Source organism: Streptomyces changchenzhani, from assembly GCF_039766235.1.
Taxonomy (GTDB): Bacteria; Actinomycetota; Actinomycetes; order Streptomycetales; family Streptomycetaceae; genus Streptomyces.
In genome coordinates, this window is sequence record NZ_JBDHNH010000001.1 from 907,950 (window position 1) to 920,164 (window position 12,215).

The window sequence follows — 12,215 nt, forward strand, 5'->3', positions numbered from 1 at the left end:
GACTAACTAGTCTCAAGGGCATGTCAGTGCCGTACGTGCCGCGCGCCCCGAGCGACCAGAGCGATCCGAGCGATCCGAGCGATTTCAGGGACCCGAGCGATGTCAGGGACGGCTGGGATACCGACGGCACAGAGGACACCTGGGACGCCAAGGACACCGAGGACACGCTCGAAGACGCGACGCGGGCGACCCGCAGCCTGCAAGGCCTCTCCATCGAGCTCACCGCCCGTGTGCCGCAGCTCCTTGAGGCCATGCGATCCGTCGGCACAGGCCTGGAGCTGCACTCCACCCTCGACCGGATCTGCGAGACGGCGGCGGAGCTCGCCGGCGCGCGATACGCGGCGATCGGCGTCGTCGACGAGGAGGGTGACGGCCTCTCCGACTTCGTCACCTACGGAGTCACCGGGGAGTCGGCTGCCCGCATCGGCCGGCTGCCGCACGGCCACAAGGGGCTGCTCGGCGCACTGATCCGGCACCCCGAGCCGGTGCGGCTCGCCGATCTGACGGCCGACCCGCGCTTCGCCGGATTTCCCGCCCACCATCCCCCGATGCGGACCTTCCTGGGTGTGCCCATTCGCGTACAGGGCGAGATCTTCGGCAATCTCTACCTGGCCGAGAAGGCCGGCGGGGCCGAGTTCAACGACTACGACCTGCACATGGTCCGGGTGCTCGCCACCGAGGCCGGGATCGCCATCGGCAATGCCCGGCTGTACGAGGCGGCGCGCCAGCGCGAGCGCTGGATCGACGGCTCGGTCGCCGTAACCACCGCCCTGTTGTCGGGCGGCGACGCTGACGACGCACTGACGGTCGTCGCGGAACAGGCCCGTCGGCTGGCCGCGTCGGCAGCCGGAATAGTGCTGCTGCCCGCAGCCGAGGGCGGCCTGGAGATCGTCGCGGTCTCCGCCGACGATCCGTCCCAGTCGATGGGGTTGATCATCCCGCCGGAGAGCCCGGTCACCGCCAAACTCCTCGGCGGCGAGGCGGTGTTCGTCAACGACGCGGCGAACGATCCACGCATGGTCAGCAAGTTGGCGACCAGATACGGCCCGTGCATGATGCTGCCGCTGCACAGCGGGGGGCGGGTGCTCGGCGCGCTTGTCACGCCTCGCGCGCGTGGCGGTAAGCAGTTCACGGAGGCGGAGCGGACGCTGGCCACCCAGTTCGCCTCGCAGGCGGCACTCGCGCTGATGATGGCGGAGGCGCAGCGGGACCGGGAGCGGCTCGCGGTGTACGAGGACCGCGACCGGATCGCCCGCGACCTGCACGACCTGGTCATCCAAAGGCTGTTCGCCACCGGGATGATGCTGGAGAGCGCCCAGCGCACCTCGCCGGTGCCCGAGGTGCAGACTGGCGTGGGCAGGGCCGTGGATGAGCTGGACGTGACGATCCAGGAGATCCGTACAGCCATCTTCGCGCTCCAACAGGGCCCCGCCGAAGCCCCTTCGGGGCTGCGTACGCGTGTGCTGCGGGAGATCAACATGGCCGCTGTGCCGCTGGGCTTCAAACCCGCGCACCGCTTCGTCGGCGCGATCGACGCGCTGGTCGGCGAACTCACCGGCAAGAACCTGATCGCGGCCCTGCGTGAGGCGCTGTCCAATGCCTTCCGGCACGCGGGGGCGGCCCGGATCGAAGTCGTCGTCGACGCGACGGTGACGATGCCGGACGGGACGGCCGGGGTGCGTCTTTCGGTCGCGGACGACGGGGTGGGCATCCCGGAGGGCGGCCGGCGCAGTGGACTGCGCAACCTCAAACGACGGGCGGAGTCGCTGGGTGGGTCGAGCAGGTGCGGGTCGGGGATCGGCGAGGACGGCGCGGGGACCACGGTGGTCTGGGAAGCACCGCTGTAGGAGGGGCGCGCCCGGGTGCGTGGCCGTGCCGGGGTGCGCGGCTGCCCGGCACGGACGCCCGCTGTAGGCCGGATGGCGGGACGACACCCGGTGGCGCGACCGCTATGCGCGCATTCGTGCTGTGACAGGGCCACGATCCGTGGATGCGCCTCGGACTCCGTCATCGGCCCCTCGTCCCGGTGCTGTGTGTGCTCCTGTGCCTCGTCGCATCCGCACCGGCACGAGCCGGCGAGCGGATCGCCCCTTCCGACGGGCCCGCCATCGGGGCTGAGGTGGCGCGTCTGTACGAGGAGGCGGCGCGGGCCACCCAGACGTACGAGCAGGGTAGGCGCGCGGCGCAGACGCAACGGGCCAGGGCTGTCCGGCTGGAACTGCTGCTCGCCTTGGAACGCCGCGGCATCAAGGCGCTGCACGCGAATCTCGGCCGGGTCGCCCGCGCCCAGTACCGCGTCGGCGGTGGAGGCATCGAGTACACCGCGCAGTTGCTGCTTGCCGATGATCCCGAGGAATTGATGGACGGTCAGCGGCTCGCCTGGCAGGCCGACCTGGCCGTCACGCGCATGCTGGAGCGCGCCGAGCGGGCGGAGCGCAAACTCGCCACGGACGAGAAGGCGGCGTCCGCCGTGTGGCGGGAGCTGGCCGGCCGCACCGCACGCCTGGCGGGAATCAAGCGGGGCATCCAGACGAAACTCGAAGACGCCAGATGGAAGCTGCAGAGCGCCGCGGACCGCAGTGTCGCCGCGGGGCGCTGCGCGGGCGCCGTACGGCTGGAGCAGCGGGCGCTGTCCGCCACGCGCGCGTGGGTGACGCCGGTCGAGACGTATGAGCTGTCCGCCGGGTTCGGCGGCTCGGGCGCGCGCTGGAGCAATCGGCACACCGGGCAGGACTTCGCCGTGGACATCGGCACACCGGTGCGCTCCGTCGGCGCCGGACGTGTCGTCTCGGTCTCCTGCGGCGGGGGCTTCGGCATCGAGGTGGTGGTCGGGCACCCGGGCGGTTACTACTCGCAGTACGCGCACCTCGCCGGGGTCAGCGTCGACCAGGGGGAGAAGGTGCGGACGGGACAGTGGCTCGGGCAGGCCGGCACCACCGGCAACTCGTCCGGGCCGCACCTGCACTTCGAGGTGCGGCTCACCCCGTACCTGGGGTCGGGCGTCGACCCGGCCCGCTGGCTGCGCGAGCACGGGGTGAAGCTCTGACGCGTCCCGCCCTTGCCCTTTGCCTCCGGCCCCAGGCTGCTCGTGCCGTTGCCGGGTCCGTGTTTGGGAGGGACGGGTCCGGGACCGTACGGTCGGCCTCGGTCGGCCGTGATTGCGCGGCTCGTCCGGGACTACAGGCCGCCGCCGGCCAGGATCCGCTCGATGACGACCGCGACGCCGTCCTCGTTGTTCGCGACGGTACGTCCGGACGCCGCGGCCACCACGTCCGGATGGGCGTTGCCCATCGCGTACGACGTGCCCGCCCAGGTCAGCATCTCCACGTCGTTGGGCATGTCGCCGAAGGCCACAACCTCCGCGGGCGAGATGCCACGCTCCGCACAGCACTGCGCGAGGGTGCTCGCCTTGGAGACGCCGGGGCCGCTGATCTCCAGCAGGGCGGTCGGGCTGGACCGGGTGATCGACGCACTTCCACCGGCGGTCGCGCGGGCCAGGGTGAGGAAGGCGTCGGGGAACAGCTCGGTGTGGTGGGCGAGCAGCTTGATGACCGGATCCCCCGCGCCCGGAGTCGGCTCTTGGAGCAGCTTCTCGGCGGTGGCGACGGTCGCGCCCGGATCGAGATGGAAGGGCGGGTACGTCGGCTCGTAGTGGATGCCGGTGGTCAGCTCGACCGCGAAGGAGGTGTCGGGGGCGGCGGCGCGCAGGGCCTCCACGACAGTGAGCGCGGTGCCGCGGGGCAGTGGCCGGACCTCGATCAGCTTGCCGTCGGCACGCAGGTCGACTACGGCGGCGCCATTGGCGCAGATCGCCAGGCCGTGGCCGTGGACGTGGTCGCTGACGACATCCATCCAGCGGGCCGGGCGGCCGGTGACGAAGAAGACCTCGATGCCGGCCTCCTCGGCGGCGGCGAGCGCGGCGATCGTACGGTCCGAGACGGACTTGTCGTCGCGCAGCAGAGTGCCGTCGAGGTCGGTGGCGATCAGCCGCGGCCGGACGGTGGCGGGGGCCGGGCGGGCGGGGCGGGGGTCGGTAGCTGAGGTCACAGGTGCATCTTCGCGTATGAACACGCAGGTAACTGCACGGACGTGCGAAGGGGTGCACATCTGAGAGTGGGGCCACACCTCTGAGATGTGCGGGAGCTGGCGCCCCTGCGAGCCGACGGCGGAGGTCCCAAGGGCCGCCCGGTCGTCCGGCTGTCCGTGCCGGCTGTGCGTCCCGTCTGTCCCGGCGGTCCGTCCCCGTTCGTCTCGTCCGTTCGGCTGTCCGTGCTGTCCGTGCTGTCCGTCGCTCGTGTTGCCTCCGGTGAGCCGCGTCGGCCTTGGGCGCCGCGCCGGCATTCCTGGGCTCAAGCCGCCGTCGGTGGCAGGCCGACTTCGGCTCACGCCCGCCTCGTATGCCGTGCAGGGTCGGCTTCCCGGCTCCTGTCGGCTTCCCGGTCGGGGTCGCCCCCCTGGGCCGCCGTGCGGTGCTCGGGCCACGTAGGGTCGGAGCATGCGCTTGAGCACCGTGATCCTTCCCATTTACCGCTGGTCGGACGGCGGCCGTGACGCATGGCAGCGAGCCGAGCAGCTCGGTTTCCACACCGCGTACACCTACGACCACCTGTCCTGGCGGACCTTCCGTGAGGGCCCGTGGTTCGGCGCCGTGCCGACCCTCACCGCAGCGGCCGCCGCCACCTCGCGGATGCGCCTCGGCACCCTCGTCACCTCGCCGAACTTCCGGCACCCGGTGACTCTCGCCAAGGACCTGATCACGCTGGACGACGTGTCCGGCGGGCGGGTCACGCTCGGCATCGGCGCCGGTGGCAACGGCTTCGACGCGACCGCGCTCGGCCAGGAGCCCTGGACCCCGCGTGAGCGGGCCGATCGCTTCGGTGAGTTCGTGCCGCTTCTTGACCGGCTGCTCAGTGAGCCCGCGGTCACCCACGAGGGCACCCACTACTCCGCCGTCGAGGCCCGCAACATCCCCGGCTGTGTGCAGCGGCCCCGGCTCCCCTTCGCCGTCGCCGCCACCGGGCCGCGCGGGCTGAAGCTCGCCGCCCGCCACGGTCAGGCCTGGGTGACGACCGGCGACCCGAAGCTTTTCGAGTCAGGTACGCCCGCGCAGTCGCTGGAAGCCCTCAGCGGTCAGATCGCCAAGCTTGGCGCCGCCTGCGCCGAGATCGACCGCGATGTGAACGAGATCGACAAGGTCCTGCTCACGGGCTTCACTCCGGAGCGGCGCGGTCCGCTGGAGTCCCTCGACGCCTTCGTCGACTTCGCGGGCAAGCATTTCGCGCTCGGCTTCACCGAGATCGTGCTCCACGCCCCGATCCCCGATTCGGACTTCGCGGCGGACGAGAAGGTCTTCGAGAAGATCGCCACCGAGGCGATTGCCCAGCTCACTTCCTGACCCGTCTCCCCCGCAGCCCGCTTACGGCGTCTTGGCCATCCGGCTGAGCCAGGGGCTGAGCGTGCCGCCCACGACGAGTTCCTTGTACGTCTCGTCGCCGGGCAGCGACACGATCAGCCACCAGCCCGGAGGGAGGAACTTCCCCTTCAGGTGCGCGAGCCCGCCGTACACGGAACGCAGGAAGGCGGGCGCAGCGTCGCGCGGGACATCCGCGAACTCCACGCCGTCGACCGTGATCGTCGAGTCGTCCTCCGGGAAGACGCGGACGGTGACGGTCGGCGAGCCGCCCAGTTCGACGAACGCCTCGTGCGGCAGCGAACCATCGGGGTCGACCACGCTGAAGACACCGGCCGCGGTGCGACGCGAGACCTGGTCGGCACCGATGTCGTCCGTGACCGTCATCTCGCGTGCATGGTCGCCGGCGACCGCGCGGAGTGCGGTGACCACGGCTTCGGTGCTGGAAAAATGCGGGTGCTCGATGTCGATGATCATGCCCGATCCATAGGCTTGTTCCATGGACGGGGAAGCAGTACTGGTAGCCCTCAGGGCGGAATCACAACGTTTGTACGAGAAAGTCGATGGGCTTCCTGAAGGGGAGTGGGACCGTCCGAGCCCGTGTGCGCCCTGGACCGTGCGCGAGGTGTTCGCGCATCTGACGACTGCTGTGGGCCGGGTCGACAGCATGCTGGTGGAAGCAGAACCAAAGCTGGAACCGGAGGTGGAGGCGAGTGCCCCGGAGTTGCTGGTGACCGCCGCCGGGTACTACGCACCGGACGAGCGCTTCTCGCCGGCGGCCAACGGCACGGGGGTCGATTCGGCCCAGGAGGCGGCCGTCTCGTATGCCGACGGCCGGTCCCTCGCCGAACACTTCGACTCGGTCTGGCGATCTGTCGCCGCTACCTGTGCCAAGGAGACGCCGGAGCGGCGGATCCGGACCCGGCACGGCGACCTGATGCTGCTGGGCGAATTCCTCGTCACCCGGGTCGTCGAGGTGTGTGTGCACGGCTTCGATGTCGCTGCGGGGCTCGGTCATGAGCCGTGGCCGACCGAGGAGGCGGCGGAGGTGGTGGCGCGACTGCTGCTGGGCGGACGTCCGTACGAGGCAGGCCGTGGCGTTGGTGGGGGATACACGGGGCCCACGGCCGGAGTCGGCTGGGACCGTACGACGTTCCTGCGCAAGGCGACCGGGCGGCTCCCGATGACCATGGCAGAGCGCATGGTCGCAGAAGGGCAGGGGCTGCACTGGCTGACCCTGGGCTGAACCGGCTTGTGAACTGGCTGACGCGGGACGGAGACGGCCGCATCCAGCACTGAGCCCGCGGCTGTTTCACGTGAAACAGCCGACCGGACACCAGGTCCGATCAGGATCATTGGGGGAAGCGCAGATACTCCGGCGGTACGGACCCGGTGAGCCACACCCCGTTGGCGCTGACCCGGAAGGCGTGCCCGGCGCGATGCATGGAACCGGCGTCCACGCTGATGACAACGGGGCGTCCGCGCCGGGCACCCACCCGGGTCGCCGTTTCCCGGTCGGGCGAGAGGTGGACGTCGTGCCGGGCCATCGCGCGCAGCCCCTCGGCGCGGATCGCTTCGAGACTGGCGGTGACAGTGCCGTGGTAGAGGTACGCCGGCGGCTCGGCCTCCGGGAGCCCGAGGTCGACCTCGATGGTGTGGCCCTGGCTGGCGCGAATGAGGGCGCCCTCGATCGCGAAGCGCTGCTTGTCGTTGGAGGCGACGACATGATCCAGCTCATCGCGGGTGAACCGGAAGCCATGTTCTGCCGCCGCCAGGATCAGGGTGTCGATTTCCACCCAGCCGTTTGCGTCGGGTGAGATCCCGATTCGGTCGGGTTGGTGCCGCAGGTGCTTCGAGAGATATTTCGACACCTTTATGGTGCGTCGGTCATCCATCTCGTCAGAGTGCCGGGGAGGCGAGCATCACGCCACTGAAATTCGCCGCAGAGGTTTGATCCACAGCCAAGTCGGGTTTTCCACAAGGGATTTGGCGATTCTGTGGACAACTCCCATGGTATTTCAGGGTGTTTGGGCAACTTGCCCACTATTCAAGGTACTTGTGGCAAGTGCATCCAATGTCCTTGCCTGTACCTCTCGTTCGGTGGCCGCGGCTATGAAGGCGGCGGCGTTGCCGGAGCCAACCAGCTTGAGGACGGCGCTCATTGTGTCCGGCGGCAACGTCACGGAAGGGGGCTCGGACTCGATGGCGGGTGCGGTGGTCGCACCGAGGTGCTGCTGGAGATGCCGAGTGGCGAATGTCTGCATCGCGCGGGCCAGTTCGGCGTCGACGGTCTGCTGCGCGAGCGGCCGGAGCCGCCGCACCAGCGCCGCCGCTTCCTCCGCGTCCGCGTCCGTGGGCGGCGTATGGCCGAGGTAGCGTGCGAAGACGTGCTCGGTCGTGAACTCCAGGAAACGCGTGGCGATGTGCTCCACCTGGCCGCGAAGTTCCCGCAGATGCCCGGAGATTGCCTGCAGTGGAACGCCCGCCGCATGCAACTCGGCTGCCACGGACAGCTCCTGCGGTGACGGCACAAGGAATTCGTCCTCGCGTCCGGGGATACGCTCCAGCACCCCCAGCTCGACCGCTTCGCCCACCGCCTTGTCGTCGGGCTGGCCGCCGAACCGCTCGTCCAGCTCGACGCGCGAGATCCGGTCCGCCTTCTCGTCCGTCCACGGACCGTTGACCTCGGCGACGAGCCCAAGCACCCCGCCCAGCCCCCGGCCCGCGTCCCAGGCTTCCAGCAGCTCCTTGATGCTGGCCAGGGTGTAGCCGCGTTCGAGGAGGTCGGCGATGCGTTGGAGCCGGGCCAGATGCGTGTCCCCGTAGACATTGGACCGGCCCCGCCGCTCCGGTTTGGGCAGCAGTCCGCGGTCCTGATAGGCGCGGATCGTTCGGACCGTGGCACCGCTGTGGTGCGCCAGGTCCTCGATGCGGTACTCGGCTGCTGACTGCCCTGACACGCGTACTCCTACCGTCCGGGTCTACGACAAGCCGCTCGGCGTCTACGACGTTGCCGCTCGGCCCACCGCGCCCGCCGCGGTGCGCGCCGCGGGCGAGGTCGCGAGGTACTCGACGGCCTTGCGCAGCGAACCTTCCTGCGAGGGATGGTACGACCGCCGGAAGTACCGCGGTATCGCGGCGCCCAGCTCACGCCAAGTGGGCAGCAGCCCCTTGGTGACCGCCCTGTTGTGCTCGCGCAGCGAGTAACGCTGCCGTCCCGCGAGCTGCGGGTCGTGGCGCATCAGGTACGAGGCGCCCCAGGCCCACAGCCACAGCAGCACCGGTGCGACGACCACCATGCCTTCGACGCGGCGGACGTACCGGGGCAACCCGGACCCTGAGCAGTGCTGGTACATGTCGAAGGCCACCGCGCGGTGCTCGACCTCCTCCGCGCCGTGCCAGCGCAGCAGGTCGAGCATCACCGCATCCGGGTCGGCGAGGTCGAGGCCCTCCGCCCGCAGCACCCAGTCCCCGAGCACCGCCGTGAACTGCTCGATGGCGGCGACCAGCGACAGCCGGAAGCGCAGCCATTCCTGGGTGGGGATCGGCGCGCCGAACGGCGGCGCCTCACCGAGGAGTTTCTCGAAGATGAAGTCCACGTGCCTGGTGTACGGCTCGGTGTCCAGATTCTGCTCGGCCAGGTGGTTCAGCACATATGAGTGCTGCACGCTGTGTGTCGCCTCCTGCCCCATGAACCCCTTGACGTCCCGCAGCAGTTCGGGGTCGCTCACCAGCGGCAGAGCCTCCTTGAACACCTTGACGAACCATCGCTCGCCCGCCGGCAGCAACAGGTGCAGCACATTGATGACGTGGGTGGCGGTCGGCTCGTCCGGAATCCAGTGCAGCGGGGTCTCGCGCCAGTCGAACGAGACCCGGCGCGGTGCGATCGCGTAACGCCCCCCGTCCGCCCCGTCCGCCTTGTGCTCGTGCTCTTCGGTGCTCACAGCGGCGGCTCCATCCGGGCGATCGCGCGCAGGGCCCTCGGCGCGAAGCGCGACATGAGGTGCGCGCCGCGCGCCTCCGGCGTCACAGGGACGACCGCCTGATTGCGCACGACGGCCTTGAGCACCGCGTCCACGACCTTCTCCGGCGGGTAGTTGCGCAGCCCGTACAGCCGTGACGCCCGCTTCTGCTTGCGCTTCTCCTCGTCCGCCGAGACGCCGGCGAACCGGGAGGTCGAGGTGATGTTGGTGTTCACGAAGCCGGGGCATATCGCGCTGACCCCGATGTCCTGACCCGCCAGCTCCGCCCGCAGACACTCGCTCAGCATCAGCACCGCCGCCTTCGACGTGCTGTACGCGGGCAGCGCCTTCGATGGCTGGTACGCCGCCGCGGAAGCGGTGTTGACGATGTGCCCGCCCTGGCCGCGCTCGGCCATCTGCTTCCCGAAGAGCCGACAGCCGTGGATGACGCCCCACAGATTCACATCGAGGACCTTCTTCCAGTCCTCGGCGCTGGTCTCCAGGAACGAGCCGGACAGGCCTATCCCGGCGTTGTTCACCAGGACGTCGACGACGCCGTACTCCGTGGCGACCTTCTCGGCGAGCTTCTCCATGGCCTGCTCGTCACTGACGTCCACCGTCTCGCCCCAGGCCTGCGGCGCACCGATCAGCCGCGACATCTCCGCCGTCCTGGCGGCCCCCTCGGCATCCCGGTCGACCGCGACTATTCGCGCGCCCGCCTCGGCGAACGCGAAGGCGGTGGCCCGCCCTATGCCGCTGGCCGCGCCCGTCACCAGCACGAGCTGCCCGCCGAACCGGTCGGCGTACCGGCCGCGCGCCACCACGCCGGTAGCGGGCACTCCGGCCGCACTGTCCACGTTGGCGGAGACGAACTCGCTTATCCAGGAGGCCAGTTGATCCGGGCGGGTACGCGGTACCCAGTGCTTGCCGGGCAGGCTGCGTCGCACCAGGTCGGGTGCCCACAGCTCCAGGTCGTCGTAGAGCCGCTCCGACAGGAAGATGTCACCGGTCGGCGTGATCAGCTGGACGGGTGCATGGGCGTACGCGTCGGGGCGCGGCCTGCGCAGCCTGGCCCGGATGTTGTCCCGGTACAGCCAGGCGCCGTGCGCCGCGTCCTGCGGCAGCGACGCGGTGGGGTAGTCGCCCGCGGGCACCTTCTCCAGCCGCTGGAGGATCTTCGGCCACTGCTTGCCGAGCGGCCCGCGCCAGGCCAACTCCGGCAGCACGGGCGTGTGCAGCAGGTACACGTACCAGGACTTGGCGCCCTGCGAGAGCAACTGGGCGGCCCTGCGCGGCGTCGGCCGTGCCATGCGCTTCTTGATCCAGTGCCCGAAGTGGTCCAGGGAAGGGCCGGACATCGAGGTGAAGGAGGCTATCCGCCCCTCGGTGCGCTTGACGGTGGTGAACTCCCAGGACTGCACGGACCCCCAGTCGTGCCCGACCAGATGCACCGGCCGGTCGGGACTCACCGCGTCCGCGACCGCCAGGAAGTCGTCCGTCAGCTTCTCCAGGGTGAAGCCCCCGCGCAGCGGCGTCGGCGCCGTCGACCTGCCGTGCCCGCGTACGTCGTACAGCACGACGTGCCACCGCTCGGCGAGGCGGGACGCGACCTCCGTCCACACCTCCTTGCTGTCCGGGTAGCCGTGCACCAGCACCACCGTCGGCTGCGTGGCGTCGCCCAGCTCGGCGACGCACAGCTCGACCCCACCGGTGCGCACCCAGCGCTCGCGCGCCCCATCGAGGCCCCTGTTCGCAGGCCTGTCCATGCCGTTCACGAGGTCTTCTCCTCCGCCCAGCGCCGCACATGCGGCAGATCGTCGTCCAGCCAGAAAGCGCTCTGCTCCGGATCCCGGGAGTCGGTGACCACCAGGATCTCCTCGAACTTCGCGCCCGTACCCCTGAATCCGAGATGCGGTTCGACCGCCCACAGGCCCGGCTGCGGCGGGTGGTCGGAGAATTTGTACGGGCTCCACAGCGGCGACCAGCCCTCGCGGTGGCCGTGCAGCGCGTCACCGGCGAGGCCCTTCAACGCCTGCGTACCGAACCCGAAGACATGCGGGGACCAGCGGCGCTCCTTGACCCGGTCGATCTTGTGGGCGATGACGCCGAAGGGATACGCGCGATGCCGGTTGGCGTACCCCTGGCGGACCATGAGCCGCTCGACGTCCTCGTAGATCTCGCGCAGTGGCCGCCGCTCGCGCACCTCGCGCAGCAGCAGCTCGCGGTGCGCCTCAAGATCGGAGAGGAGCTTGTCGTGCACGGGGTTGAGGCCCAGGCACCCCGAGTACCCGATGTCCGCCGTGCAGCCCTTGTAGACCGGGGCCATGTCGAGGATGAAGGGCATCCCCGGCTCAAGCCGCCGGTTCGTCGGGAAGAACTGCAGCGGCACCTTGAAGTTCGTGAAGGCCGTGCGGTCGCCGAACCAGGCGAACGGCAGATGGAACCAGTCGCGCACACCCCGCCCGTGCAGCCAGTCCCGCTGCATCCGGGCGGCCTCGCGCTCGGTGATCCCCGGCTTGAGCTGGGCCGCGACGGCTTCGGCGCATTCGTAGGCGAGGCGCTGCACCTCCCTGAACCCGTGCAGCTCCGCGGTCCGCTCCCGCTGCTCGCTCCGCACTGCTGAGGTCATGCCACCTGTCCGTCCCTGTTGCGGTACGCGTCCGTAACTTGACACTGATGAATGTGACAATGCTCGGCGGCTGCGTCAAGGGCTGCGTGAAACCTGTGGAGAACCGCGGGCTTGTGGAAAACTCCGCCAGCCCTGTCCCGCCCGCCAGCCCCCACCCCCGCCGCCCACCTTGGGTACCGCCCCCCTACGGGTCCGTACGCCTGGAGTCGGACAC

Annotated in this window: 11 protein-coding genes; 4 read left to right on the top strand and 7 right to left on the bottom strand. The window is 70.1% G+C overall.

Annotation, left to right across the window (positions count from 1 at the left end; translation table 11 throughout):
- The first annotated feature begins 20 nt into the window (after positions 1–20).
- Together ABCR94_RS04290 and ABCR94_RS04295 are read left to right on the top strand one after the other, a co-directional pair.
- Positions 21–1,847, top strand: coding sequence for a GAF domain-containing sensor histidine kinase (locus tag ABCR94_RS04290; RefSeq protein WP_347117628.1), 1,827 nt, complete (start codon positions 21–23; stop codon positions 1,845–1,847).
- 143 nt (positions 1,848–1,990) lie between these two features.
- Complete coding sequence (locus ABCR94_RS04295; protein WP_347117629.1) at positions 1,991–3,046, top strand: M23 family metallopeptidase; 1,056 nt, start codon at positions 1,991–1,993, stop codon at positions 3,044–3,046.
- A 131-nt stretch (positions 3,047–3,177) separates the two neighbouring features.
- Here the strand turns inward: ABCR94_RS04295 and ABCR94_RS04300 are convergent, their stop codons facing one another.
- The gene (locus tag ABCR94_RS04300; protein WP_347117630.1) at positions 3,178–4,047 is read right to left on the bottom strand and encodes a Cof-type HAD-IIB family hydrolase; all 870 of its coding nucleotides are present in this window, start codon (positions 4,045–4,047) and stop codon (positions 3,178–3,180) included.
- Between the two features lie 448 nt (positions 4,048–4,495).
- Here ABCR94_RS04300 and ABCR94_RS04305 point away from each other — a divergent pair, with 448 nt between their 5' ends.
- Positions 4,496–5,395: an LLM class flavin-dependent oxidoreductase gene (locus ABCR94_RS04305; RefSeq protein ID WP_347117631.1), complete on the top strand. Its 900-nt coding sequence runs from the start codon at positions 4,496–4,498 to the stop codon at positions 5,393–5,395.
- A 21-nt stretch (positions 5,396–5,416) separates the two neighbouring features.
- Here ABCR94_RS04305 and ABCR94_RS04310 read toward each other — a convergent pair whose 3' ends face one another.
- Positions 5,417–5,875 carry a hypothetical protein gene (locus ABCR94_RS04310; RefSeq protein ID WP_521976446.1) on the bottom strand — a complete coding sequence of 153 codons (459 nt, stop codon included), beginning with the start codon at positions 5,873–5,875 and terminating at the stop codon, positions 5,417–5,419.
- A gap of 34 nt (positions 5,876–5,909) precedes the next feature.
- Here ABCR94_RS04310 and ABCR94_RS04315 point away from each other — a divergent pair, with 34 nt between their 5' ends.
- Entirely contained in the window at positions 5,910–6,656 is a 747-nt protein-coding gene (locus ABCR94_RS04315) for a maleylpyruvate isomerase N-terminal domain-containing protein (RefSeq protein WP_347117633.1), read from the top strand.
- 106 nt (positions 6,657–6,762) lie between these two features.
- Here the strand turns inward: ABCR94_RS04315 and ABCR94_RS04320 are convergent, their stop codons facing one another.
- The 5 genes from ABCR94_RS04320 to ABCR94_RS04340 all read right to left on the bottom strand — a co-directional run bounded on the left by ABCR94_RS04320 (position 6,763) and on the right by ABCR94_RS04340 (position 12,001).
- Complete coding sequence (locus ABCR94_RS04320) at positions 6,763–7,305, bottom strand: RNA 2'-phosphotransferase (RefSeq protein ID WP_347117634.1); 543 nt, start codon at positions 7,303–7,305, stop codon at positions 6,763–6,765.
- A 123-nt stretch (positions 7,306–7,428) separates the two neighbouring features.
- Positions 7,429–8,370: a MerR family transcriptional regulator gene (locus tag ABCR94_RS04325; RefSeq protein ID WP_347117635.1), complete on the bottom strand. Its 942-nt coding sequence runs from the start codon at positions 8,368–8,370 to the stop codon at positions 7,429–7,431.
- Positions 8,371–8,412: 42 nt separating this feature from the next.
- Entirely contained in the window at positions 8,413–9,354 is a 942-nt protein-coding gene (locus tag ABCR94_RS04330; RefSeq protein ID WP_521976142.1) for a metal-dependent hydrolase, read from the bottom strand.
- Positions 9,351–11,138, bottom strand: coding sequence for an SDR family oxidoreductase (locus ABCR94_RS04335; RefSeq protein WP_347118452.1), 1,788 nt, complete (start codon positions 11,136–11,138; stop codon positions 9,351–9,353). Before ABCR94_RS04335 ends, ABCR94_RS04330 begins: the two co-directional genes overlap by 4 nt.
- Before the next feature lie 5 nt (positions 11,139–11,143).
- Positions 11,144–12,001, bottom strand: a complete 858-nt coding sequence (locus ABCR94_RS04340) for a M24 family metallopeptidase (RefSeq protein ID WP_347117636.1) — start codon at positions 11,999–12,001, stop codon at positions 11,144–11,146.
- Positions 12,002–12,215 lie beyond the last annotated feature (214 nt).

Coding starts and splice junctions, on each gene's coding strand:
- ABCR94_RS04295 (WP_347117629.1), top strand. CDS start 1,991: ATGCGCCTCGGACTCCGTCATCGGCCCCTCGTCCCGGTGCTGTGTGTG.
- ABCR94_RS04305 (WP_347117631.1), top strand. CDS start 4,496: ATGCGCTTGAGCACCGTGATCCTTCCCATTTACCGCTGGTCGGACGGC.
- ABCR94_RS04315 (WP_347117633.1), top strand. CDS start 5,910: ATGGACGGGGAAGCAGTACTGGTAGCCCTCAGGGCGGAATCACAACGT.
- ABCR94_RS04320 (WP_347117634.1), bottom strand. CDS start 7,305: ATGGATGACCGACGCACCATAAAGGTGTCGAAATATCTCTCGAAGCAC.
- ABCR94_RS04290 (WP_347117628.1), top strand. CDS start 21: ATGTCAGTGCCGTACGTGCCGCGCGCCCCGAGCGACCAGAGCGATCCG.
- ABCR94_RS04335 (WP_347118452.1), bottom strand. CDS start 11,138: ATGGACAGGCCTGCGAACAGGGGCCTCGATGGGGCGCGCGAGCGCTGG.
- ABCR94_RS04340 (WP_347117636.1), bottom strand. CDS start 12,001: ATGACCTCAGCAGTGCGGAGCGAGCAGCGGGAGCGGACCGCGGAGCTG.